Raw genomic sequence first — 24,283 nt, forward strand, 5'->3', positions numbered from 1 at the left:
AGGGGCTAGAGCCCTTCGGTCTTGATGGTGATGGTGCTGCCCTCGGGAGCCTCGTCGCCGCCGTCGACGGACTGCTCGGCCACGGTGTTGCCCAGGAACGGGAAGCCGCGGTCGATCTCGACCACGAATCCCGCCGCCTCCAGCAGGCTTCTGGCCCTGTCCGTCGTCTCGCCGACGACATCCGGTACGGAGACCAGCCGCGGGCCCTTGGACACCGTCAGTGTGACGGTGTCACCACGAGCGAGCTGTGAGCCCTCCGCCGCGGACTGCCGGGCGACGGTGCCCTCGTCCTCGGGAGAGTTCACCTGTACGGCGGCGATCCTGACCTTGAGTCCCGCCTGCTCCAGCTCGGTGGTGGCCTCGGACACGGACTCGCCGGTCACATCGGGCATATCGACCGGAATGCCCTTGCTCACGACGAGCGCGACGCCGGAATCGGGCCGTACATCGGTCCCGGCCACGGGCGACGAACTCACCACGGCGCCCTGGGCGGTCTGCTCGTCGAACTCCCGGGTGACGATCCCGGCGGCCAGACCGGCCTGCTTCAGCGCGCGCCTCGCCTCGGCCAACGGCACGCCCGTCACATCGGGAACCTGCACGATCTCCGGGCCGCGCGAGATGACGAGCGTCACCGGGCCGTCACCGCGGATACGCGTACGAGGCCCGGGATCGCTGCTGATGACCGTGCCGCGCTCGACGGTCTCGCTGAAGTCCTTGGTGACCTTCGCGTCGAGTCCCGCGTCGGCGAGCCGCTTCCTGGCCTCCTGCTCGCTCTGGCCGAGCAGCGAGGGAACGCGGGTGAACTGACCGGAATTGATGTACCAGACACCCGCGCCGACACCGAGCACCAGCAGTACGGCGACGACCGCCGCCACGATGCCTCTGCGCGGCACGGCCACGCGCCGGCGCGGGCCGGTCGGCGGCGGGCCGGGGGGAGGCATCTCCAGCCGGCTGGTGTGATGGATCTGCTCCTCGGCGGGAAGGACACGGCGCGGAATCACCGCCGTACGGTTCTCGGCGCCCGTCACCGCGGTGGCCCTGGCCCTGGGTGGTACGGCGTCGAGCTGCGCGTCACTGAGCGCGGCGCGCGCCACACGGGCCCTGGCGAGCAGCGCCACCGCGTCGTCGGGCCGCCGCTCCGGATCCCGGGCGGTGGCCGCCGCGACCAGCTCGTCCAGCTCGGCGGCGAGCCCGGGAACGGCGGCCGACGGCGCGGGCACGTCCTCGTTCAGATGCCGGTAGAGCACCTGCGCGGGAGTGACCCCGCCGTGCGGCTTGGCACCGGTCAGCATCTCGTGGAGGACGACGCCGCAGGCGTACACATCGACCCGGGTGTCGGACGTGCCGTACTCGATCTGTTCGGGCGCGAGATACGACACGGTGCCGAGCACGGTCCCGGTCGTATTGGTGACATCTCCTACGGCCCGTACGAGCCCGAAGTCCGCGACCTTGACCCGGCCGTCCTCCCCGATCAGCACGTTCTCCGGCTTCATGTCCCGGTGGACGAACCCGGCCCGGTGGGCCGCGCCGAGCGCGGCGAGCACGGGCTCCAGGATGTCCAGCGCGGCCCGCGGCTGAAGCGCGCCGCGCTCACGCAGCACATCGCGCAGTGTGCAGCCCGCGACGTACTCCATCGCCAGATAGACATACGCGCCCTGCGCGCCCTGGTCGAAGACCGCGACCACATTGGGATGCGCCAGCCGGGCCACCGACTTGGCCTCACGGATGAACCGCTCCACGAAGGCGACGTCGGCGGCGAGCGCCGGATGCATCACCTTGAGCGCCAGAACCCGGTCCAGCCGGGTGTCGACGGCCCGGTACACCGTGGCCATGCCACCGACGGCGATCCGCGCGTCAACGCGATAACGCCCGTCGAGCACCTGCCCGACGATGGGATCGTGAAGGGTCGTATCCACGAACCTGAGTCTACGGTGCGGGTTCTGGCGGGCGCGGTGTGCGCCTTGCGCGCCTGCGGCGCGGGGTGCGGTGGGTGGTGGGTGCGGGTGTCGGGGCCTCCGGAGGTACATGTCCGGACGGCATGCTGTGTTTTCCCGGGGGACACCCCCGGACCCCCGTACGCCGCGTGCGGGCCGGTGTGCGGCACAAATCACGCTTTAGTGTCCGGACACGCACCTCCTGCGACCCCGACCCCCTCCCGCCGCACGCCGGGTTTCCACTCTGTCCGGGCCCGCATATCCAGCCCGTCCGGCGTTTGAGGACGGAACCGGCGACCCCCGTGCCGGGTTCCCAGACGGTAGGGGCCCGCCCCATCGCGCCCCGGCCGCAGGCCGGAAAATCAAGCCCGTCCGGCGATTGAGGACGAAACGGCCGGCCGGACGGACCCGGCGCGCGCCCGCTACGTGAACGCCGGGCGTTCCGGGTCCAGGGACGGCAACCCGTCCGTTGGCGACGACGCCGTCGCGAAGTGGCGGCGAGGGATTCGGCCCGCCCGGCGCGCCAGCCGGCCCGCCTCCACCGCGTGCCGCATCGCCTCCGCCATCAGCACCGGCTCCCGCGCCCGCGTCACCGCCGACGCCAGCATCACCGCCGCGCACCCCAGCTCCATCGCCAGCGCCGCGTCCGACGCGGTGCCCGCGCCCGCGTCCAGGATCACCGGTACGCCCGCCCGCTCCACGATGAGCTCGAAGTTGTGCGGGTTGCGGATCCCGAGGCCGGAGCCGATCGGCGAGCCCAGCGGCATGATCGCGGCGCAGCCCACGTCCTCCAGCTTTCTGGCGAGCACGGGATCGTCGTTGGTGTACGGCAGCACCGTGAAGCCGTCGTCGACCAAGATCTCGGCCGCGTCCAGCAGTTCGATCGGGTCGGGCAGCAGCGTCCGCTCGTCCGCGACCACCTCCAGCTTGATCCACTCCGTACCGAGCGCCTCGCGCGCCAGCCTGGCGGTCAGGACCGCCTCGCCCGCCGTGAAGCAGCCCGCCGTGTTGGGCAGGGCGCGGATGCCCAGGGAGTCGAGTACGGAGAGGACCGAGCCCTGGACCGTGGGATCGAGGCGACGCATCGCGACGGTGGTGAGTTCCGTGCCCGAGGCGCGCAGACAGCGTTCCAGTACGTCCAGGCTGGGCGCTCCGCCCGTGCCCATGATCAGCCGTGAGTTGAGGACGGTGGAGCCGATGGTGAGCCGGTCGTCGGCCATGGCGGCTCAGCCTCCCTGGACCGCGGTGAGGACTTCCACCCGGTCGCCGTCGCCGAGCACCGTGCCGGACCAGTGGCCGCGCGGCACCACCGTCTCGTTGACGGCGGCGGCGACACCCGAGGGCGCGGGAGTGAGGGAGGCGACCAGGATGTCGAGGGTGGTGCCGGAGGCGAGATCGCGGGCCTCGCCGTTCACGGAGACGGTCACACGGACAGAGGTGCTCATACGGTCAGCTCCCGCGGTACGGAGGTGAGGTCCTGCGGTACGGAGGTGAAGCGGCGCGGAGTGAACGGGCGCGCCACGTCCGGGAGTTCGCCGGTGGTCAGCACCGCGGCCAGCGCGTCGCCGGTGACCGGTGTGAGCAGCACGCCGTTGCGGTAGTGCCCGGTCGCGAGACTCAGCCCCGGCAGCGCGGTCGGTCCCAGCAGCGGCGCGTTGTCAGGCGAGCCCGGACGCAGTCCCGCGCGGGTCTCGGTGAGCGGCAGTTCGGTGATGCCGGGAACCAGTTCGTGCGCGTCCCGCAGCAGCTCGTACACTCCGCCCGCCGTGACCGTGGTGTCCCAGCCCAGCTCCTCGCTGGTGGCGCCGACGACCAGCTCGCCGTTCTCGCGCGGCACCAGATACACCTGGCTGCCGCGCACCACGGCCCGTACCGTCCTGGACAGGAACGGCGCGTACGGACGAGGCACCGTCAGCCGCAGGACCTGGCCCTTGACGGGCCGTACCGGCGGCAGGACTTCGTCAGGGACGCCCGCCAGCCGTCCGCTCAGACTGCCGGCCGCCAGTACCACCTGGTCCGCGGTGAGCGCGCGCCCGTCGTCCAGTACGGCACCGGCGGCCCGGTCCCGTACGACGGAGAGCCGCTCGGCCCAGGCGCGGTGGAAGACCACTCCGGCCCGTTCACAGGCGGTGAGCAGGGCGGAGGCGAGCCGGCGTGGATCGATCTGGTGGTCGCCGTCCACGCGCAGACCGCCGCGTACGCCCGGCGCGAGCATCGGTTCGAGACGCCGGCACTCGCGTCCTGTGAGCCACTCGGACGTCAGGCCCGAGCGCTGCTGAAGGGCGTGCAGTTCGCGCAGCTCGGCGCGGTCGTCGGTGTCGAGGGCGACGGCGAGCGTGCCGCAGGCGCGGTAGCCGGTCTCCTGGCCGCTCGCCTCCTCCAGCTCGGCCACGAACTCCGGATAGCGCTCCGCCGAGGCGAGATTGAGCCCGAGCAGAAGCTGTTCGCCGTGGTGGAGTTCGGTGACGGCGGCGAGCATGCCCGCCGCGACCCGCGCGGCGCCTCCGCCGGGACCGGGATCGACGACGGCGGTACGCAGCCCGTGCTGCGCGGCCCGCCAGGCCGTGACCAGTCCGATGATTCCGCCGCCGATGACCAGGACATCGGAAGCGGTCTTCTCCTGGGACGACTGCATGGGCGTCCAGCCCCTCCCTTCGCCGGCATGACCCGGATCAGGTTCGTACGGTCGGAGGCCGCTTCAGCCTCCCTCTCAGCCCGGTGCGTCCGGACTCCCGCGAGGTAGTGTCGACGGCCAGCGTAACGCGCGGCCCGCCGTGCGGTAAGGCCGTCCTGGCGGGGCGGGAGCCGGAACGGTCCTCCGCCTGCGGTCCGTCCGCTGCTTAAGGTGATCGGGTGAGCGAGCAGCGCAGACACGAGCAGTCGCAGAGACAGCGGGAACGGCCGGGCGTCGTCATCGTCGGTGCGGGCATGGCGGGCGTGCAGACCGCCGTGGCCCTGCGGGAGAAGGGCTACGAGGGCCCGGTCACCCTGATCGGCGCGGAACCTCATCCGCCGTACGACCGGCCTCCGCTCTCCAAGGCGGTCCTGCTGGGCACGGCGGACGGCTCGGCCTTCGACATCGACTTCGAGGCACTCTCCGTCCGGCTGAGACTCGGCGTCGAGGTCACCGGACTGCGCCCGGACGCGCGGGAGGTCGACACCGCGGCCGGGCCCGTCCCGTACGGCGTACTGGTCCTCGCGACCGGCGCGGAGCCGGTCGGACTGCCCGGCGCCGTGGCCGTGCCGGGCGTCCATCTGCTGCGCACCCTGGACGACGCCGAGGCGCTGCGGCCCGTGCTCGGCCGGCGGGACCGGATCGTGGTCGTCGGCGCCGGATGGATCGGCGCGGAGTTCACCACCGCCGCGCGCGAGGCCGGGTGTGCCGTGACGGTCGTGGAGGCGGCGGACCGGCCGCTGCCGGGCGCCCTGCCGGCCGAGGTCGCCGCACCGATGGCGCGGTGGTACGCGGAGAGCGGCGCCGCGCTGCTGACCGGTGTACGGGTGGCCGGTGTCGAGCCGGGCGCGGTGCTCCTCGCGGACGGCCGGCGGCTGTCCGCCGACGCGGTGGTCGTGGGCATAGGCGCGCGACCCTCGACGGACTGGCTGACCGGCTCCGGTATCGCGCTGGGCCCGGACGGCGCGATCGTCGCGGACGAGCGGCTGGCGACGTCCCTGCCCGATGTCTACGCGGTCGGCGACTGCGCGTCCTTCCCGTCCGCCCGTTACGGCGAGCGGCTGCTCGTGCACCACTGGGACAACGCGCTCCAGGGCCCTCGTACGGTCGCCGCCCAGGCCGTCGGCGAGAGCGAGCAGCTCTACGATCCCGTGCCGTACTTCTGGTCGGAGCAGTTCGGCCGGTTCGTCCAGTACGCGGGCCATCACACGGCGGAGGACACCCTGGTGTGGCGCGGCGATCCGGCGGACGCCGCCTGGTCGGTGGTGTGGCTGCGGGACGGCGCGCTGAGGGCCCTGCTCGCCGTCGGCAGGCCGCGCGATCTGGCGCAGGGCCGCAAGCTGATGGAGGCGGGCGCGCGGCTGGACCGGGCGCGGGCCGCCGATCCCGCGGTACCGCTGCGCAAGGCCGTTCTCTGAGGTTTCGTGTCTCTGAGGTATCGCGACGCGCTCCGTGCCGTGCTCCGTGACGCGCTCCGTGCCGTGCGTGGTGGCTGCTCGGGGCTGCTCCGGGCGGACTTGGTTCGTGGCGTCTGTCAGTCCGGGATGGCACGCTTGTCGTGTGACCGAGATTGACGCAAAGATCGATGCTCTCGTCCCCGCCTGGCTTCACCTGCCCGACATCGCGGAAGCCCTCGATGTCGAGGTGACGCGCGTGCGGCAGCTGGTGAAGGAAGGGCAGCTCATCGCCGTGCGCCGCGGTGAGAACAGGACACTCCAGGTGCCCGCCGCCTTCCTCGACGGCGGCAAGGTCGTCAAGGGCCTCGCCGGGACCCTGACGCTGCTGAGGGACGACGGCTTCACCGACGAAGAGATGCTCGAATGGCTCTTCACTTCCGACCCGACCCTGCCGGGCACGCCCGCACAGGCGCTCAGCGAGAATCGCGGCACGGAGGTGAAGCGCCGGGCCCAGGCGCTCGCCGTCTGATCCACTCACCATTCGCGGTGTGCGGCGGTGCCTTCATGACCGCGTGGCGGTCCCGGCACCTCCGCACACCGCCGACCCGACGGGGGGACTTCCCATGCCCGAGGCCATGCCCGATGCCATGTCAGGGACCATGCCAGGGGCCTGTGTGTCTGCCGTGCCCGGGGCCCGTGCGTCGCTCTCCGACGCCCGGCTCTATCTCTGCACGGACGCACGCAGGCGGCAGGGAGATCTTCCCGAGTTCCTGGACGCCGTGCTCGCGTCCGGTGTGGACATCGTGCAGCTGCGGGACAAGGGCATGGAGGCGGCCGAGGAGCTGGAGCACCTCCAGGTCTTCGCGGACGCCTGCCGCCGTCATGGCGCGCTGCTCGCCGTGAACGACCGCGCGGATGTGGCGCATGCCGTCGGCTCCGACGTACTGCATCTGGGACAGGGCGATCTGCCCGTTCCCGCGGCCCGCGCGATCCTCGGGGACATCCCGCTGATCGGCCGTTCCACCCATGCCGAGGCCGAGGTGGACGCCGCCGCCGTCGAGCCGGGCGTGGACTACTTCTGTACGGGCCCGTGCTGGCCCACTCCGACCAAACCGGGCCGTCATGCGCCCGGGCTCGCTCTGGTGCGCCATGCCGCCGCGCTGGGCACGGACCGGCCGTGGTTCGCGATCGGCGGTATCGACGCGGCCAATCTCGACCAGGTGCTGGACGCCGGTGCCCGCCGGATCGTCGTCGTACGGGCGATCACCGAGGCCGACGATCCGGCCGCGGCGACGGCCGGCCTGGCCAAGCGCGTACGGGAACGGGCCGTGTGACGCGATCGACGGGCCGTGTGACGCGACGGACGGGCCGTGTGACGCAACCGTAAATCCGGGCAAATACCCCCGTCCGGTTGGGGGACCGCCACGCCCTCGATAACCTGCCCCTATGGCCTCCGGCACAGCTTCGACCAGATCAGATCACGCACTGACCGTGCGTGATCTGCTCGCGACCGGCAAGACATCGTTCTCGTTCGAGTTCTGGGCGCCCAAGACCGAGAAGGGCGAGCGCAATCTCTGGAACGCGCTGCGCCGGGTCGAAGCGGTGGCGCCCAGCTTTGTCTCCGTGACCTATGGCGCGGGCGGCTCCACCCGGGCGGGCACGGTCAAGGCCACGGAGCGCATCGCCTCCGACACCACACTCACGCCGGTCGCGCATCTCACGGCCGTCGGCCAGTCCGTCGCCGAACTGCGCAATATGGTCGGGCAGTACGCCGACGCCGGGATCCGCAACATCCTCGCCGTACGGGGCGATCCGCCCGGCGATCCCATGGGCGAGTGGGTCAAGCACCCGGACGGTGTCCGCTACGCCGCCGAACTGGTCAGGCTCATCAAGGAGTCCGGCGACTTCTGTGTCGGAGTGGCGGCCTTCCCGGAGATGCATCCGCGCTCGTCCGACTGGGAGACCGACACCAGACACTTCGTGGACAAGTGCCGCGCGGGCGCCGACTACGCGATCACGCAGATGTTCTTCGAACCGGACGGATATCTGCGGCTGCGCGACCGGGTCGGCGCAGCCGGTTGCGCGACACCGATCATTCCCGAGATCATGCCGGTCACCAGCGTCCGGATGCTGGAGCGGCTGCCGCAGCTCAGCACCGCGGTCTTCCCGGCCGAACTGAAAGAGCGGATCCTCTCCGTCAAGGACGATCCCGCCGCTGTACGCTCCATTGGCATCGAGTTCGCGACGGAGTTCTGCGCGGAGCTGCTCTCCGAGGGTGTTCCCGGCTTGCACTTCATCACCCTCAACAACTCCACCGCAACGCTCGAAATCTACGAGAATCTCGGACTGCACGAGCAGTCGTGACCGGTCGTACCCGCCCTGTCCCGGGCTGGTGGCCGCAGGAGAGGGGCGGGCATGGGCTGGACGGTCCTCTACATCGCATTCGGCATCGTGGCGTTGTGGCTGCTGGGCGAGGTGCTGCTCCAGTACAAGGCGCGACTGCGCTGGCGACTGCTCGCCTTCAGCGGGTTCATGGGTGTGGTTCTCGGTGTGCTGCTGCCCTCCGTCCTGGTCATCGCACTGGGCGCGGTCGCGTTCGCGGTCGGTCAGACCTATGTGACGCTCTCCTTCCGCCGTGGCTTCTCCACCGGCTGGGCGATAGGCGGCAGTCCGGGGGCCAGCCGCCGCCGGAAGGACACCGGCGGCCCGGACGCCGAGCGCGAACCGTCGCTGGAGGTCTCGGATCTCGAAGTTTCCGATCTGGAGGTGCCGGATCTGGCGTACCAGTCGGTGGCCGGGCCCGCGGAGACCACCGCGCTCTACGATCCCAAGCCGGTCTACGAACCGGAGCCGATGCCCGACGACACCGGGCAGTACGGCGTCTACAACGACTACGACGCGCCGGCCCATGACGCACAGCAGCAGGCCCATCCGCAGCAGTCCGACGCGAGCGGATGGGGCAGCGGCGGATACGAGGCGTATCCCGGCTACCAGCCGACGGCCGACCAGGGCGGCTATCAGGGGCAGGGCGGTTACGCGGCCCACGGCGCCTATGCGAACCAGGACGCCTACACCGGCCAGGACGCCTACCACCCGGGCCACTCGGGCGAACACACCTACGCGAGCCAGGAGAGCTACGTCGGCCAGGACGTCTACGGGCAGCAGTACGACTACGGAAACGGCCAGCAGCAGTACACCGGCTACTCCGACCCGTACGCCGATCCGGCCAACGGCGGTCAGCAGTACGGCTCGTACGACAGCTTCGGCGGCCAGCAGCAGTACGCCGACCCGTACGGCGGCCAGCAGCAGTACGGCGCCGAGACTCCGCCCGGCGGTGTCTGGGTTCCGCAGCAGCGCGAGGGCGAGCAGCAGGCTCCGCCGATACCGCAGCAGCAGCCTCAGCAGCAGGGCTACGATCCCGACTACAACGAGCAGCAGTACCGCTACTGAGGGCCCATCGGATCTGAAGGTCAGATCTGACGGTCAGATCCGACGACCCGTCAGGCAATCGGGGGGCCAGGCCGCTCACTGCGAGCCCCGGAAACCGGCGCCCTCGACGATCAGTCCCGCCACCAGCGCTCCCGACATCCCGGCATGCGGGAGCCCGCCGCCCGGATGCGCCCAGCCGCCCGCGAGATACAGCCCGTACAGCCCGGTGGTATTCGCTGGATGGAGCAGGCGTCCGGCCGCTCCGGCCAGCGCGGGCGCCGGCACCGAGCCACCGGCCGCACCCGTCTGCGCCGCGGTGTCGGCGGGCGTCCGTATCTCGCGGCGGATCAGCCGCTCCGTGATCTGCGGAACGGCCGCTTCCGCCGCAGCCATCAGCACATCGGCATACCGCTCGCGCAGCGCTCCGTCCGTCCAGTCCACCGGGCCCTGCGGCGCGACGGTCGCGGTGACCGTGACCGCCTCATGGTCACCGTCGGGCCGCGTCGCCGCGTCATCGGGCCGCAGCACCGTCACCGTGGGCCGCTGGGCCGTACGGCCCGCGAACACATCGGCCGCCTCGGCGCTTCCGTCGGGGGAGTGCACCACCGTCCGGTGTACGGCGTCCTTGTCCCGGGCGCCGCGCAGCGCCAGCAGCACCGTGAACCGGCCGGGCACTGGAGAGCCGCCCGCCTCCCATGGCCGTATCTCGCCGTCAGCCCATAGCTCCCGCTCCACCAGCCGCTCCGGCGCGATGCCCGCCACCACCCGGTCGGCCGCCACGACCGTGCCGTCCGCCAGTTCGATCCCGGTGGCTCCGCCGTCCTTCTCGGCGATCCGGATCACCTCGGCACCGAAGACGAACTCCACCTTGCGGGCCAGACACCGTTCGTACACCGCGCGGGCCAACTCCCGTATCCCGCCGCGCACATACCAGCTCCCGAAGGTCTGCTCCAAATAAGGGAGCAGCGCGGCGCCCGCCGGAGCATGGCGCGGATCGAGTCCGTACGACAGGGCGTAGCCGTCCAGCAGAGCCACCAGCCGGGGATCGGCCAGCTCCCAGGCGCCGATCTCCGCGACCGTGGCGGCCCGGCGCGCGCCGCGCAGCAGCAGCCGCCGCTGCCGCACCGCCGGATACGGATCGCGTCCGAGCACTTGCCAGTCGGACCACAGCGGCTCTTCGAGCAGTGGTCGGCGTGAGCGGTCCCAGGCGTCACGGGCCCGCCCGAGAAACTCTCCCCACCGCTGCCCGGCGCCCGCGCCCAGCGCATCGTCCAGAGCGGAGACCGCACCCGCGCGTGACGCGTTCGGCAGCCGTACGTCGGTGCCGTCGGCGAAGACATGCCGGCTCGCCGGATCGACCTGGTCGAGCTGGACGCACCGCTCCAGCGGCTCCTTGCCGGTCTTGACGAACAGATCGCGGTAGACGGCAGGAAGATGGAGCAGACCGGGACCGGTGTCGAAGGTGAAACCGTCCCGCTCGAACCGGCCCAGCGAACCGCCGTACGTCGCCGAGCGTTCGTACACCGTCACCCGGTGTCCCGCCACGGCCAGCCGGGCAGCCGCCGCCATGGCGCCCATCCCGGCGCCGATCACCACAATCCGTGCCATGCCAGTGACTGTAACGGGACCCACTGACACTTCAGCCCGGCGGTGCCGCCATCCCGCCTCTGACCAGGCGTTTCTCCGCCCGGCGCTGAGCCCTGCGGCGCAGGAAGCGGCGGATTCTGGTGGCGAGGAAGGCCACCGTCGCGAGACCGAGCACCAGCAGCGCGCCCGCGACGACGGCGGCGGCTACCGGATGGAAGACCGCGAAGGTGATGATCCCGGCTACGCCCAGATCCTCGGCCGTGCTCACGGCGATATTGCTGAACGGTTCGGGAGAGGTGTTGACCGCCATCCTGGTCCCGGCCTTGACGAGATGGCTCAGCAGGGCCGTCGATCCTCCGACCGCACCGGCCGCGATCTCCGGCAGCGAACCGCTCTGCCCGGCCAGCAGCGCACCGACCACCGCACCGGAGAGCGGCCTGATGACCGTGTGCACGGCGTCCCAGACCGTATCGATGTACGGGATCTTGTCCGCGACCGTGTCACAGAGGAAGAGCACGGCGGCGGCGATCAGGACATCGGTGCGCTGCAACGACTCGGGAACCTCGTCGCTCAGCCCGGTCGCGCCGAAGACTCCGAACAGCAGGACCACCGCATAGGCGTTGATGCCGCTGGCCCAGCCGCTGGTGAAGATCAGAGGGAGTACGGACACGGACGCGATCGTATCCAGCCGCCGCGCGGTGCGCAGGAGAACAGTGGGCCGGAGTACGGAGCTCTGAGTACAGGTACTCAGAAGGCGAGTTGAGTAGGCACGCGGATGGGACGTCACCTGCCCGGACGGAAGAGTGGGGACCACGGAAGGGGCGCGGCGCCGGCACCGCCGGCACGGGGCGGCGGAACGGCGCGGCTCCCCTGACGGAACGGGGGTGTACGACACCACGGGGAACGCACCGGTCCGGTGCGGCTCAGGGGGACCGAGCCGCGCCGGACCGGTCGTATGTCAGCGCCCGGCGACCCGGCCGTGCAGCAGCCGCGAGAGCGCCGTGTGCCGCGCGGGCACTCCGAACGTGTGAGCGAAGCAAAACCGCAGGTCAGAGCCGATTGTCAGTGGTGTCCTTCAGGATGGACACATACGGCCACAGCGCCGTCACACGACGACAGGAGGTTCGTCATGGCCAGCTCCTACGCCGGTGCCGCACGCCGGCGCCGCACAGACGGCCCTGCCCCCTCACTGACCGGACCGCCGACCGATGTCCACCCGGTGCTGCGCAGGGCCACGGCCCCGCCCGCGGCCCTGGATCTGCTCGCCCAGGCCCGTACGGGACTTGACGAGGCCGCCGAGCTGGACACTCCGAACGAGCGCTATGCCACCGCCCATCTCGCCGCCCTGCGCACCGCCGCCGCGGTCCTCGCGGCCCGGGGCCGCCCCGAGACCACCGTGCGTAAGCGCCGCCGGATCAGGAGCGCCTGGGAGGTCCTCCCGGAGATCGCGCCCGAGCTGACCGAATGGAGCAGCCTCTTCGCCTCGGGCGCCGAGCGCAGGGCGCGCGCCGAGGCGGGCATACGAGGCGCGGCGAGCAGCCGTGACGCCGACGATCTGCTGCGCGACGTGGCCATGTTCCTGCGCCTGGTGGAGCGGTTGCTGGTGCTGGAGCCGGTGCTGCCCCAGCCTCGGGACGAGCAGCCGCGGCAGGGCGGCGCCGCTGGGTGAGCTGACGGGACGGCCGAGGCAATAGGGTGGGCGGAGCCCGCACTGTTCCACGCCCCGCCGTCCGGGGCGGCACCGCGCCGAGGAGTCAACTGCCGTGTCGGACCGTTCCCCTGTCGCCGGTGGGGAGACGCCATCGCGCTCCCGGGGCTCCCTCCGTACCGCCGTGGTCTGGGAGGTCCTCAGGGATGCTCTCGACCGCCGGGTCAAGGCGGCGGGGACGGACATCCTGGATGTGCTCGACACCGGCGGCGGCACGGGCAGCTTCGCGGTGCCCGTGGCCCGTCTCGGGCATCGGGTGACGGTGGTCGACCCGAGTCCGAACGCGCTCTTCGCTCTGGAGCGCCGGGCGGCCGAAGCGGGCGTCGCCGAGCGTGTCCGCGGTGTGCAGGGCGATATCCACGGGCTCTTCGACGTGGTCGGACGCGATGGCTTCGACGCGGTGCTGTGCCACGGCGTCCTGGAGTACGTGGACGATCCGGCCGAGGGCGTACGGAACGCGGTCGACGCCCTCCGCCCGGCCGGTGCGCTCAGCCTGCTCGCCGCGGGCCTGGGCGGCGCCGTGCTGGCCAGGGCGCTCGCCGGGCACTTCAACGAGGCCCGGCGGGCCCTCACCGACCCGGCCGGGCGCTGGGGCGAGGGCGATCCCGTGCCCAGGCGCTTCACCGCCGAGCAGCTCACGGAGCTGGTCGGGGCCGCCGGTCTGCGGATCGGCGCCGTCCATGGCGTACGGGTCTTCGCGGACCTGGTTCCCGGCGGACTGGTGGACACCCAGCCCGGGGCCCTGGAGGCCCTGCTGAAGCTGGAGGCCGCCGCCGCCGAGCTGCCCGCGTTCCACTCCGTGGCCACCCAGCTCCATGTCCTGGGTGAGAAGGCTCCGGGAGAGAAGCGGGACTGACCCAAAACCCCTGGAAGTCTCCTTGAGTCTCCCTGGAGAGCGGGCCGGACGCTGATCGCCTGGCTGATCAGGCGCGCAGCCGTACATGGAGTGCGCCACAGGCCCCCCGATGGGCCGCCCGGCGCCGTATGATCGGGGTACACCATCCGGCATGACGGATCGATGGTTGGGGAATCAACGCCTCAGCGGCCGAGTCGACATGGCGGCCCGGAATGGCGAAATGGCGTTGAGGGCGGGTTTCACGGGGGCGATTCCCTGCCTATCCTTGAAGGAGCCGCATACCGGTCGCCCCCCGCGACCGACGACTAGGAGGACTCCGTGCCGCTCTCGGAGCACGAGCAGCGAATGCTCGAGCAAATGGAGCGAGCGCTGTACGCCGAAGATCCCAAGTTCGCGACAGCGCTTGAGGGAAGCGGGCTGCGTACATACACCCGGCGACGGGTCTACCAGGCAGTAGCCGGCTTCCTGGTGGGTATCGCGCTCCTCATGGCCGGAATGGTCGCCCAGCAGATCTGGATCAGCGTGGTGGGATTCCTCGTCATGCTGGGCTGTGCGGTCCTGGCGGTCACCGGGTGGCGCAAGGCGCCCAAACCAGGTGAGCAACCGGCGGCGGGCGCAGGCCCGGCCGCCCGACAACAACCCAGACAGCGTCGCTCGATGATGAACCGGATCGAGCAGCGGTGGCAGCGCCGCCGTGACGAACAGGGCCAGTGAGTCCCTGAAGGTTCTCAGGCTTGACGGTACGGCTGAGGGGCGGACGCGGAAAGCGTCCGCCCCTCAGCCGTATCCAGGCAGCCGTCTCGCCCGTAGCCTGTACTGTCAGCCGCGCTGACGGGAAGGGCGCCAGCCGGCCGGGCCCGTACCGGCGGTATCCGTGCGGCGCGTCCGCAGACCGGCCGTGAACGCCCGTAGGCCCGCCGAGGCGGCCCAGACCACTCGTACGGACGAGCGCGGCGCCAGCAGTGCCCGCAGCCGGGTCCAGCGGCTCACCGGAGCACGCAGTCCCGCGTGGATCAGCCGGGCGTCGTCGGCGAGACCTGTACCGGGCCGTGGCCATGGCGCGTACAGCACCTGCTCCACCGAATCGGCCACACGGTGCACTGCCTCGGCCGCCGGGCCCTCCAGCTTGCCCAGCCGCACCAGCCTGGCCGCTGTCTTCCGCGGTGTCTGGGATTCGTCCGGCGGGATGCCGTGATCCCAGGCCGTGTCGGTTATCTCCCGCCAGACGGCGAGTGTCCGCGCCACGGCGTCGGTCTCCCGGCGCCCACGGGAGCCCAGCCGCCGGGACCGGATCTCGCTCCGCCAGAGCATCGGCAGCAGCGGCACTCCCACCACCAGCAGCACGCCCAGACCGATCAGCAGCGCGATGAACCCTCCCGGCCATCCGCCACCGTCGGTCGGCGTGGCCGCACTGGGCGCGACCGTGGCACAGTCGGACGCCGGCGCCGCCGGGTCCTGGCAGCTCCGCGAGGGAGACGGCGCCACGGGCGGCGCGGCCGAGGCGCTGGCTTCGGGCGCGCTCGGGTCGCTCGCATTGCCGGTCGGAGTGTCCGGGCGGGTGTAGTCAGGAGCGCTGCCGCGGCTCGGAGTCGGCTCGAAACGGGTCCATCCGACACCTTCGAAATACAGCTCGGGCCAGGCGTGCGCGTCCCGCAGTCCCACCGACATGCTGCCGTCCGACTGCGGAGAGCCCGGTGTGAAGCCCACCGCCACCCGCGCCGGTATGCCCAGCGTGCGGGCCATGGCGGCCATCGTGAACGAGAAGTGGACGCAGAAGCCTTCCTTGTTCTTCAGGAAGCGCGTGATCGCCGTGGCACCGGTGCCGGAGTCCACCTGGGTGTCGTAGGAGAAGCCGCCGTCCAGCGCGAACCAGTCCTGAAGCCTGACGGCCTTCTCGTAGTTGTTCGCCGCGCCCTCGGTGACATCGAGTGCGGTCTTCTTGACCACATCCGGCAGGACGGACGGGACCTGGGTGTACTCACGGCGCAGGGACTCCGGCGCCGGAGGCGCGGCGGCGAGCTGCTCGCTGGTCGGATTCACCTGGAGGCTGCCCACCTCGTACCGGGCGCCACGGGTCGACTGCCCGCGGTCGCCCACCAGCGTCCGGCCCTCGGGCTCGAAGCGCCAGCGGCCGTCGATGTTCACCCTGGTCGCGGGATAGGGCATCGGCAGATAGTTCTGCCGGTACCACCCGGCGGTCGTGATACTGGTCGTGATCTCGGTCGCGCTCACGCCCGGGCTCAGGCCCTGAGGCCCGGGCAGCCGGTCCGGTACGTCCTCGACCCTGCGCTGCGAGAACCTCCAGGACGTCCCGTCGAACTTGTCCAGCGCCATGATCCGCAGATACATGCTCTGGGTGTTCGGCGCGTTCGTCTTGTAGCGCAGCGCCTCGCGGTCCTCGGGCTGGTTCAGATTGTCCTGGAGCGAGACCAGCGGATTCACCGCGGAGATGGTGCCTCCGCCGCCCAGTCCCGAGCCGTTTCCCCGGCCCGCGCCCGCCAGCAGTCCGCCGTCCAGAGTCGGCAGGGCAGCCGGGACAGCCAGGGCTATGCCCAGCGCCACCACTCCGATCCTGCGGCCGGTACGGACCGGGGCGGGCGCGCGGCCCGCCGCCTCCAGACCGGCCGTGAGCCGGCCCTGCGCGCGTGACGCACCGCCGAACACCCGGCCCCACTGCGACAGCCGGTCCCGGCCCTCGGCCAGAAGCAGCAGCAGATAACCGGCCGCTGCGAGCAGGAACCACCAGGAGCCGCCGTCACCGCCGGAGAGCCCCGCGGCGACCGAGTAGAGCGCGAGCAGCGGCAGCCCGGCCGGGGCCGCGCTGCGGAACGTCACCGCGAGGGCGTCCACCGCGAGCCCGATCAGCAGCACACCGCCCACCAGCATCAGCCGGATGCCCTCGGTGGCCGGCGCCGGTATGGCATACCGTCCGACATCCTCGCCGCCCACCGTCAGCAGCTGCCCGAACTCCTGGAAGACACCGGGCGTCGGCAGGACACCGAGCAGCGCCCGGTCGCCGGCGAAGACCACCGTGAGCATCAGCAGGGCGACCACGGCCTGGAGCGCCACGGTCAGCGTCCGGGCCAGCGGCACCCGCCGGGCCAGCGCGCCCACCGCGCCCAGCACCGCCACCATGATCGCGGTGTGCAGCAGCCAGGTGGTCGGCCGGACCAGCGGCACCAGGGCGCCCGCCGCCATCAGTGTGGCGGCGAACGAACAGAGCGCCAGCCGTGCACTACCGCTCATGACCATCCTCCGGTGGAGCCTGGACCGCCCGTGACGGCCGATTCGGAGCGCTGTCGCGCGGCCTGCCGCCACAGCTCGGGCAGTGCCGCGCCCGGAGGCACCGCCAGGGCCGTCCAGCCCGCCTCGCGGAGCTGGCGCAGCCGCTCCTCGATGTGGTTGTCGGGTCCCATGCCCTGGGCCCAGCCGGTGCTGTCGAGCACGAAGGCGACGGCGACACCGCTGCGCTGCCGCATCCGGGCCACCACCGCGGTCTGTTCCTCGTCCAGATCACCGAAGAAGGCCACCAGCAGCCCTTCGCCGCCGCGCAGCACTTCATACGCGCCGGAGAGCTCGTCGGTGTCGGAGTGGTCGACGACCGCGAGGGTGTCCATCAGCAGTCCGGCCGAGTCGGCCGGACCCTGGGTCGCCCCGGCATAGCCGTCGGCGCCCTCGCCCGGCACCGAGCTGCCCGTGTCCGTCAACAGCCTGACCGCGAAGCCGCGTTCCAGCATATGGACCAGCGCGGAGGCCGCGCCCGACACCGCCCACTCGAAGGCCGAGTCGGGACCCGCGCCGTGATAGGCGCTCCGTCTGGTGTCCAGCAGCACCGTGCATTTCGCCCGCTGCGGCTGCTCCTCGCGACGCACCATCAGCTCGCCGTACCGCGCGGTGGAGCGCCAGTGCACCCGGCGCAGATCGTCACCGTGCCGGTAGCCGCGCGGAATCACATCGTCCTCGCCGGCCAGCGCCTGCGAGCGCTGCCGTCCGTCGCCGTACGCCGGTGACTCGCCCGCGAGCCGCACCGGCGGCAGCGGTTCGGTGCGCGGGACGACGGTCAGGGTGTCGAACGCGCTGAACGAGCGTGTCAGTTCGCACATGCCGAAGGGATCGCTCAGCCGTAGCTGGAGAGGACCGAGCGGATACCGTCCGCGCAGATCGGAACGGACCCGGTAGGACACCTCGCGCCGGCCGCCCGGCTCGACCCGGTCGAGCACGAACCGGGGCCGCGGGCCCAGTACATACGGCACATGGTCCTGGAGCATCAGCAGTCCGGTGGGCATCCGCGTGACATTGTCCATCCGCAGATGCACCCGTGCCTCGGAACCGGCGGGCACCCGGGCCGGCGAGAGCCGCCGGCTGCCCGCCACCCGGTAACGCGTGTGGTAGAGGACCGCCACACAGACCAGTGGCAGCGCGATCAGCAGGAATCCCACCTGGAGCAGATTCGACTGGCCCAGGACGAAGGCGCAGACGGCCGCCGCGACACCGGCGGCGAGGAACGACCGGCCACGCGTGGTCAGTCCGGACAGCGCGGGCCGCAGCCCGCCCTTGTCCTCGCCGTCCACCGCGGCCGGCCCCCCGGATGCCATCACAGCCGCCGTACGCCGGCCTGCCGGCCGTAGAGCGGCCCGGCCGGTCCGCCAGGTCCGCCGGGACCACCGGGTCCGCCCGGCAGGTGGCCCTGGGCACGGCCGCCGTCCGCGGTGGGCACGGGAATGCGCTGGAGGATCTCCAGCACGACCTGCTCGGCGGTACGGCGGTTCAACTGCGCCTGAGCCGTGGGCAGCAGCCGGTGTGCGAGCACCGCGACCGCCAGCGCCTGGACGTCGTCCGGCAGCGCGTACTCCCGCCCGCTCAGCGCGGCAGCCGCCTTGGCCGCACGCAGAAGATGGAGCGTGGCGCGCGGTGAGGCGCCGAGTCTGAGATCCGCGTGGTTACGTGTCGCCCCGACCAGCTCCACGGCGTACCGCCGTACGGATTCGGCGACATGGACCGTACGCACCGCGTCGATCAGCTTCACGATGTCATGCGCGTGGGCCACCGGCTGGAGGTCGTCCAGCGGAGAGATCCCGCCGTGCACGTCCAGCATCTGCAACTCGGCCTCGGGGCTGGGATATCCGATCGACACCCGGGCCATGAAACGGTCGCGCTGCGCCTCGGGCAGTGGATAGGTGCCCTCCATCTCCACCGGGTTCTGCGTGGCCACCACCATGAAGGGGCTGGGCAGTTCATAACTCTGCCCGTCGATGGTGACCTGACGCTCCTCCATCGACTCCAGCAGCGCCGACTGGGTCTTGGGCGAGGCGCGGTTGATCTCGTCGCCGATCACGATCTGGGCGAAGATCGCGCCCGGTTTGAACTCGAACTCCCGCCGCTGCTGGTCGTATATGGACACCCCGGTGATGTCCGACGGCAGCAGGTCGGGAGTGAACTGAATACGCCGCACCGAACAGTCGATGGAGCGCGCGAGCGCTTTGGCCAGCATGGTCTTGCCCACGCCGGGGACATCCTCGATCAGAAGATGTCCCTCGGCGAGGAGCACGGTCAGCGAAAGCCGTACGACCTCAGGCTTGCCCTCGATCACACCCTCCACCGATGTGCGGACACGCTCCGCTGTGGTGGTCAGATCAGTGAGGCTCGCTCGATCGTCATAGGTCGTCACCCGGCCCTCCTCGGCCCTTTTTACAACGGGCCGATGCTCATCGGACGGCCCGGCCCACCCCGAAACACGGACACCGTCCCCGGAAAGTTCCGGAACGTTGTCACAGACGCATTCTTGTTGCCGTTACCGCTTCGTGTCACTCGCCTGTGGATAAGTGGGTGGGATATGTCAGCTTTGCCGTCTATCTGGTTTCGGCGGCACGCACGCGCTCGTTCGGAACCGGCGCGCTCACGCGCCGGTTCCGCCGACGCTCACACCACCGGATCGATCTCTCTCAGCAGGCCCGACTTCACGTCGAAGACAAAGCCCCTTACGTCGTCGGTGTACGGCAGGAAGGGCGACGTCCTGATGCGCCGCATCGACTGCCGTACGTCCTGGTCGACATCGCGGAACGCCTCCACGGCCCAGGACGGCCGCTGGCCCACCTCCATCTCCAGCTCGTGCCGGAAGTCCTCGGTGAGGCTCTCCAGGCCGCAGCCGGTGTGGTGGATCAGTACCACGCTGCGGGTGCCGAGCGCGCGCTGGCTGATGGTGAGGGAGCGGATGACGTCGTCGGTGACCACGCCGCCCGCGTTGCGGATGGTGTGGCAGTCGCCCAGGGAGAGTCCGAGGGCGTCGTGCAGATCGAGCCTGGCGTCCATGCACGCCACCACGGCGACCCGGAGTACGGGCCGCGCGTCCATCCCCGGGTCGTCGAACCCGGCGGCGTAGCGGTGGTTCGCCTCTACGAGACGGTCGGTGACCGTTCCTCCGGTGCGTGCCGCACCGGCGGGAGCCGCGGCGGGCTCTGCGGGGAGATGTGCGGAAGTCGACATACCTACGACGGTAATGGCCCGGCGCCGGTAAGGCCCGAGGTGGGTCCAGGGTGAGATAGGGACAAAGAGCGTCAACTCGACGCTGTGTGACCTACCCCACAAGGGTGAGTGCGGTGGATCCGAACAGGTGGATTGTGGCGTTTATGGTCTTGTGGAGAGCCGACGCGGCGACGCGCTGGCCGCCCGCTTGACCGGAAACCCCGAGTACCGGTGGACTAAAGTGGCGGAAGTCCCGGGCACGTCCCGGACACATTCCGAATTCCCCGCGAGTGCGGCGTACGTGCGGCTCGGCCTCCTCCCGCTCGACGGTCGGCCGACGCCCTTTCCGGCGCCGGCGGACCACCTCCCTTTCTGAGCGGGCGGGGACCAGGCAGTACGTACCGCCGCGCCGGACCTGAGAGGGCGCATGAGCGAGCGCAGCGAGCGAGTCACGGAAGGCCGCGCGCCCGCGGAACACCGGCCGGGAGCATTGGGAACACCCGTCGGCCCCCGCGAGGACGGCCCCCGCGAGGAGCGGGTATGAACCAGGTCCGGCATGTCCCGGTGATGCTCCGGCGGTGCCTCGATCTGCTGGCACCCGCGCTCGACGGGCCCGGCGCGGTCGTCGTGGACTGCACGCTCGGCCTCGGCGGTCACAGCGAGGCGCTGCTCAGCGCCTTCCCCGGCGTACGGCTGATCGCGCTCGACCGCGACCAGGAGGCGCTGCGGCTCTCCAGCGAGCGGCTCGCCCCGTACGCGGACCGCGCCACTCTCGTACACGCCGTCTACGACGAACTGCCCGAGGTGCTCGACAAGCTGGGCATCTCCCGCGTCCAGGGTGTCCTCTTCGACCTCGGTGTCTCCTCCATGCAGCTCGACGAGGCGGAGCGCGGCTTCGCCTACGCCCAGGACTCCCCGCTCGACATGCGGATGGACCAGACGGCGGGAGTCAGCGCGGCCGAGGTCCTCAACACCTATCCGCCCGGCGAGCTGGTGCGGATCCTGCGCGCGTACGGCGAGGAGAAGCAGGCCAAGCGGATCGTCTCGGCGGTCGTCAGGGAGCGCGAGAAGGAGCCCTTCACCCACAGCGCCCGGCTGGTCGAACTGATCCGTGACGCCCTGCCGCAGGCTGCCAAGCGCACCGGCGGCAACCCGGCCAAACGCACCTTCCAGGCCCTGCGCATCGAGGTCAACGGAGAGCTGGCCGTCCTGGAGCGAGCCATCCCGGCAGCAGTGGGAAGCCTCGCCGTCGGCGGCCGGATCGCCGTCCTTTCCTACCACTCGCTGGAGGACCGCCTCGTCAAGCAGGTCTTCGCGGCGGGCGCGGCCACCACCGCGCCGCCCGGACTGCCCGTCGTACCCGAGCGCTACCAGCCCCGGCTGAAACTGCTCACGCGCGGCGCCGAACTTCCTACGGAGGAAGAGGTCGCCGAGAACCGCCGGGCGGCTCCGGCCCGGCTGCGAGGAGCGCAGCGGATCCGGGAGGACGTCCGGTGAGCGGACCGGCCAAGCAGCTGAAGGGGCGGGCGGCCCGGCTCGCCCAGCTCATGCCCGCCGGATCCAGCTCGGCGGCCCGCACTCCCTTCGTCCTGCTGGTCGTGCTGCTCCTCGGCGGCGGACTGATCACTCTGCTGCTGCTGAACTCCTCCCTCAACGAGGGCTCGTTCCGGCTGAGCGAACTCAAGAAGCGGACCACCGACCTCACCGACGAACAGCAGGCCCTCCAGAAGGACGTGGACGCCTACTCCGCGCCGTACGCCCTGGAGCGGCGGGCCCGTGAGCTGGGCATGGTGCCCGGCGGCAGCCCGGCCTTCCTCAATCCCGACGGTACGGTCCGGGGAGTCGCCGGGAGTGACGCGAAGAGCTCGGCGGAGCCTTCCGCGCAGCTCACACAGCCCTCCGTGCAGCCGTCCGCCATGGAGCAGGTACCGCCGGCGGCTCCTGTGCCGACGCCCGTCGTCCCCGCGGCCTCGGCCACCTCGGCACCGGCCGTCCAGCCGGTCCCCGCACCTCCCGTACCGGTCCTGCCCTCGGCCACGGCGCCGGCCGCGGCCGGGCCGTCCCTGCCGGTGCCTCAGGTCTCTCCGTACGCCTCCACGGGTGTACGGCAGGCTCCCGCGCCGGCCCCAGGCACTCCGGCCCCGACAACCTCCGGCAGGTGACCCAGTGCCCTCCAAGGAACCACCGCGCCGCCGGGTGCCCGGTCCCGCGCGCTCGGGCAGTTCCGCCCGCTCCGGCAGTCCGGCGCGCTCGGGCGGCGCGGGCCGGAACCGGCCGGCCGGCCGGCCTCCGGCCCGCAGACCACGCGCCGGAGCTGCCGCGCCGCAGCGGATCCGGCTGGGCAGTCCACGTCCCCGGCTGCGTCTGGTCAGTCTCGCCCTGACGCTGGTCATGCTGGTGTTCGTCGTCCGGCTGCTCCAGGTACAGGCCGTCGACGCGAGCGCGTACGCCGCCAAGGCGGAGAAGAGCCGCTATCTCAGCCATACGATCGACGCGGAGCGCGGCGAGATCACCGACCGCTCCGGGATCGCCCTCGCCACCAGCGTCGACGCGTACGACATCACCGCCGACCCGTATATGTTCACCCGCGAGTTCAGCAAGATCTCCGACGCTCCCGAGAAGGCGGCGGCGCTGCTCGCGCCGATCCTCGGCGCCGAGACCGGCACTCTGGTCAAGAAGCTCAGGACTCCCAAGTCCCGCTACGCCGTCCTGGCCCACCGCCAGACTCCCCAGGTCTGGAACCAGATCAAGGACCTCAAGAGCGTTCTCGCGCAGAAGGCGAGCAAGGAGCAGGAGGACAGCGAGAAGACGGCGGCCAAGAAGGACAGCACGAAGGGCGGCGCGGGCGCCACAAGCAGCGGCGGCACCGGCGTCAGTGTGCTGGCCGGTGTCTTCCAGGAGACCAGCAGCAAGCGCGTGTACCCCAACGGTGATCTCGCCGCCGGGATACTGGGATATGTCAACGCTGCGGGCCATGGCGCGGGCGGCGTCGAGTCCATGCTCGACAAGGCGCTGGCCGGCGAGGACGGCGAGGTCACCTACGCCCAGTCCGGCGGCCGTCGCGTGCCCACCGCCAGCTCCCGTGAGAAGCCCGCGGTGCCCGGCTCCGACATCGAGCTGACCATCGACCGCGACATCCAGTGGGCGGCCCAGCAGGCCATCTCGGAGCAGGTGCGCGACTCCAAGGCGGACCGCGGCTATGTGATGGTCCAGAACACCAGGACCGGTGAGGTCCTCGCCATGGCCAACGCTCCCGGCTTCGATCCCAACGACCTCTCCCAGGCCGACACCGCCGCCATGGGCAACGCGGCCCTCCAGGACGTCTACGAGCCCGGCTCCACCAGCAAGGTCATGTCCATGGCCGCCGTACTGGAGGAGAAGGCCGCCACACCCGACACCCATGTCGTCGTCCCCAACCGGCTGCACCGCGGCGACCGGCTCTTCAAGGACGACATCGACCATCCGACCTGGTATCTGACGCTCAACGGCGTCCTCGCCAAGTCCTCCAACATCGGCACCATCCTGGCGACCGGCCAGCTCGGCAGGACCCAGCCCGAGGCCAACAAGGTCCTCCACTCGTATCTGACCAAGTTCGGCATCGGCCGGCCCACCGGACTGGACTACCCGGGCGAGACCCAGGGCATCCTCGCCAAGCCCGAGGACTGGTCCACCTCGCAGCAGTACACGATCCCGTTCGGCCAGGGCCTCTCGCTCAACGCCATGCAGGCCGCCTCGGTCTACTCGACCATCGCCAACGGCGGCGTACGGATCGAACCGACACTCATCCGCGGTACGACAGGACCCGACGGACGCTTCACACCCGCGCCCGCGCCCAAGAAGACCCGGGTGGTCAGCGAGAGGACCGCGAAGACCGTCGCCACCATGCTGGAGTCGGTCGTCGGCAACGAGGAGGGCACGGGCACCAAGGCCCGTATCCCCGGCTATCGCGTCGCAGGCAAGACCGGTACGGCCAACCGGGTCGACCCGGACCTCGGCCGCTACAAGGGCTACACCGCCTCCTTCGCGGGCTTCGCGCCCGCCGACGATCCGCAGATCACGGTCTACTGCGCCATCCAGAACCCGACCAAGGGCAGCTACTTCGGCGGCCAGATCTGCGGACCCATCTACAAGAAGGTCATGGAGTTCGCTCTCAAGACCCTGCAGGTCGAACCGACCGGCAGTAAACCCGCCAGTCTGCCGGTGACCTTCAAACCCGGCGAGTGACCCCAGGGAAAG

General features: G+C 71.2%; 21 protein-coding genes and 1 riboswitch. Of the genes, 11 read left to right on the top strand and 10 right to left on the bottom strand.

Going from position 1 to position 24,283, the window contains the following annotated elements:
- Positions 1 to 5 precede the first annotated feature (5 nt).
- From pknB to thiO, 4 genes are all read right to left on the bottom strand, one after another.
- Positions 6 to 1,916 carry a Stk1 family PASTA domain-containing Ser/Thr kinase gene (gene pknB, locus ACFV6H_RS13020; RefSeq protein ID WP_385541175.1) on the bottom strand — a complete coding sequence of 637 codons (1,911 nt, stop codon included), beginning with the start codon at positions 1,914 to 1,916 and terminating at the stop codon, positions 6 to 8.
- Between the two features lie 440 nt (positions 1,917 to 2,356).
- The gene (locus ACFV6H_RS13025; protein WP_385541177.1) at positions 2,357 to 3,154 is read right to left on the bottom strand and encodes a thiazole synthase; all 798 of its coding nucleotides are present in this window, start codon (positions 3,152 to 3,154) and stop codon (positions 2,357 to 2,359) included.
- Between the two features lie 6 nt (positions 3,155 to 3,160).
- Positions 3,161 to 3,379, bottom strand: coding sequence for a sulfur carrier protein ThiS (gene thiS / locus ACFV6H_RS13030; protein ID WP_384792685.1), 219 nt, complete (start codon positions 3,377 to 3,379; stop codon positions 3,161 to 3,163).
- The gene (thiO, locus tag ACFV6H_RS13035) at positions 3,376 to 4,569 is read right to left on the bottom strand and encodes a glycine oxidase ThiO (protein ID WP_385541179.1); all 1,194 of its coding nucleotides are present in this window, start codon (positions 4,567 to 4,569) and stop codon (positions 3,376 to 3,378) included. Before thiO ends, thiS begins: the two co-directional genes overlap by 4 nt.
- Positions 4,567 to 4,680: riboswitch (TPP riboswitch) on the bottom strand. Its footprint overlaps the gene before it by 3 nt.
- Before the next feature lie 182 nt (positions 4,681 to 4,862).
- On the opposite strand from thiO, the gene ACFV6H_RS13040 reads away from it, so the two are divergent.
- From ACFV6H_RS13040 to ACFV6H_RS13060, 5 genes are all read left to right on the top strand, one after another.
- Positions 4,863 to 6,026, top strand: coding sequence for an NAD(P)/FAD-dependent oxidoreductase (locus tag ACFV6H_RS13040; RefSeq protein ID WP_385541599.1), 1,164 nt, complete (start codon positions 4,863 to 4,865; stop codon positions 6,024 to 6,026).
- A gap of 142 nt (positions 6,027 to 6,168) precedes the next feature.
- Entirely contained in the window at positions 6,169 to 6,534 is a 366-nt protein-coding gene (locus ACFV6H_RS13045) for an Rv2175c family DNA-binding protein (protein ID WP_384979885.1), read from the top strand.
- Between the two features lie 130 nt (positions 6,535 to 6,664).
- Positions 6,665 to 7,339, top strand: a complete 675-nt coding sequence (gene thiE / locus ACFV6H_RS13050) for a thiamine phosphate synthase (RefSeq protein ID WP_385541601.1) — start codon at positions 6,665 to 6,667, stop codon at positions 7,337 to 7,339.
- A gap of 112 nt (positions 7,340 to 7,451) precedes the next feature.
- Positions 7,452 to 8,369 (top strand): methylenetetrahydrofolate reductase [NAD(P)H], encoded by a 918-nt coding sequence (gene metF, locus ACFV6H_RS13055; protein WP_093605075.1) that lies wholly within the window; start codon positions 7,452 to 7,454, stop codon positions 8,367 to 8,369.
- 51 nt (positions 8,370 to 8,420) lie between these two features.
- Positions 8,421 to 9,455: a hypothetical protein gene (locus ACFV6H_RS13060; RefSeq protein ID WP_385541182.1), complete on the top strand. Its 1,035-nt coding sequence runs from the start codon at positions 8,421 to 8,423 to the stop codon at positions 9,453 to 9,455.
- Between the two features lie 75 nt (positions 9,456 to 9,530).
- Here ACFV6H_RS13060 and ACFV6H_RS13065 read toward each other — a convergent pair whose 3' ends face one another.
- Both ACFV6H_RS13065 and ACFV6H_RS13070 read right to left on the bottom strand, forming a co-directional pair.
- Positions 9,531 to 11,042 carry a phytoene desaturase family protein gene (locus ACFV6H_RS13065; protein WP_385541184.1) on the bottom strand — a complete coding sequence of 504 codons (1,512 nt, stop codon included), beginning with the start codon at positions 11,040 to 11,042 and terminating at the stop codon, positions 9,531 to 9,533.
- A 31-nt stretch (positions 11,043 to 11,073) separates the two neighbouring features.
- Positions 11,074 to 11,691, bottom strand: a complete 618-nt coding sequence (locus tag ACFV6H_RS13070; protein ID WP_384792672.1) for a DUF4126 domain-containing protein — start codon at positions 11,689 to 11,691, stop codon at positions 11,074 to 11,076.
- Positions 11,692 to 12,150: 459 nt separating this feature from the next.
- Here ACFV6H_RS13070 and ACFV6H_RS13075 point away from each other — a divergent pair, with 459 nt between their 5' ends.
- From ACFV6H_RS13075 to ACFV6H_RS13085, 3 genes are all read left to right on the top strand, one after another.
- Positions 12,151 to 12,690, top strand: coding sequence for an SAV_6107 family HEPN domain-containing protein (locus ACFV6H_RS13075; protein ID WP_385541187.1), 540 nt, complete (start codon positions 12,151 to 12,153; stop codon positions 12,688 to 12,690).
- Positions 12,691 to 12,784: 94 nt separating this feature from the next.
- A complete protein-coding gene (locus ACFV6H_RS13080) occupies positions 12,785 to 13,585 on the top strand; it encodes a methyltransferase (protein WP_384979865.1) in 801 nt (266 codons plus the stop codon).
- A 318-nt stretch (positions 13,586 to 13,903) separates the two neighbouring features.
- Complete coding sequence (locus ACFV6H_RS13085; RefSeq protein ID WP_093592969.1) at positions 13,904 to 14,299, top strand: DUF3040 domain-containing protein; 396 nt, start codon at positions 13,904 to 13,906, stop codon at positions 14,297 to 14,299.
- Between the two features lie 105 nt (positions 14,300 to 14,404).
- Here the strand turns inward: ACFV6H_RS13085 and ACFV6H_RS13090 are convergent, their stop codons facing one another.
- From ACFV6H_RS13090 to ACFV6H_RS13105, 4 genes are all read right to left on the bottom strand, one after another.
- Positions 14,405 to 16,831, bottom strand: coding sequence for a DUF3488 and DUF4129 domain-containing transglutaminase family protein (locus ACFV6H_RS13090; RefSeq protein ID WP_385541190.1), 2,427 nt, complete (start codon positions 16,829 to 16,831; stop codon positions 14,405 to 14,407).
- Positions 16,828 to 18,180 (bottom strand): DUF58 domain-containing protein, encoded by a 1,353-nt coding sequence (locus ACFV6H_RS13095; protein WP_385541192.1) that lies wholly within the window; start codon positions 18,178 to 18,180, stop codon positions 16,828 to 16,830. The genes ACFV6H_RS13090 and ACFV6H_RS13095 overlap by 4 nt, the downstream gene beginning before the upstream one ends.
- A complete protein-coding gene (locus ACFV6H_RS13100; RefSeq protein ID WP_384792657.1) occupies positions 18,180 to 19,253 on the bottom strand; it encodes an AAA family ATPase in 1,074 nt (357 codons plus the stop codon). Before ACFV6H_RS13100 ends, ACFV6H_RS13095 begins: the two co-directional genes overlap by 1 nt.
- A gap of 251 nt (positions 19,254 to 19,504) precedes the next feature.
- On the bottom strand, positions 19,505 to 20,068 hold the full coding sequence (locus ACFV6H_RS13105; RefSeq protein ID WP_385541195.1) for a beta-class carbonic anhydrase: 564 nt from the start codon (positions 20,066 to 20,068) through the stop codon (positions 19,505 to 19,507).
- Positions 20,069 to 20,587: 519 nt separating this feature from the next.
- Here ACFV6H_RS13105 and rsmH point away from each other — a divergent pair.
- Genes rsmH through ACFV6H_RS13120 form a run of 3 tightly spaced genes read left to right on the top strand, consistent with a single transcriptional unit; the run spans position 20,588 to position 24,271 of the window.
- On the top strand, positions 20,588 to 21,544 hold the full coding sequence (rsmH, locus tag ACFV6H_RS13110) for a 16S rRNA (cytosine(1402)-N(4))-methyltransferase RsmH (RefSeq protein ID WP_385541197.1): 957 nt from the start codon (positions 20,588 to 20,590) through the stop codon (positions 21,542 to 21,544).
- Positions 21,541 to 22,209, top strand: a complete 669-nt coding sequence (locus ACFV6H_RS13115; protein ID WP_385541199.1) for a septum formation initiator family protein — start codon at positions 21,541 to 21,543, stop codon at positions 22,207 to 22,209. Before rsmH ends, ACFV6H_RS13115 begins: the two co-directional genes overlap by 4 nt.
- A 4-nt stretch (positions 22,210 to 22,213) precedes the next feature.
- The gene (locus ACFV6H_RS13120; protein ID WP_385541201.1) at positions 22,214 to 24,271 is read left to right on the top strand and encodes a peptidoglycan D,D-transpeptidase FtsI family protein; all 2,058 of its coding nucleotides are present in this window, start codon (positions 22,214 to 22,216) and stop codon (positions 24,269 to 24,271) included.
- Positions 24,272 to 24,283 lie beyond the last annotated feature (12 nt).

This window comes from Streptomyces sp. NPDC059743, assembly GCF_042732975.1.
GTDB lineage: Bacteria > Actinomycetota > Actinomycetes > Streptomycetales > Streptomycetaceae > Streptomyces.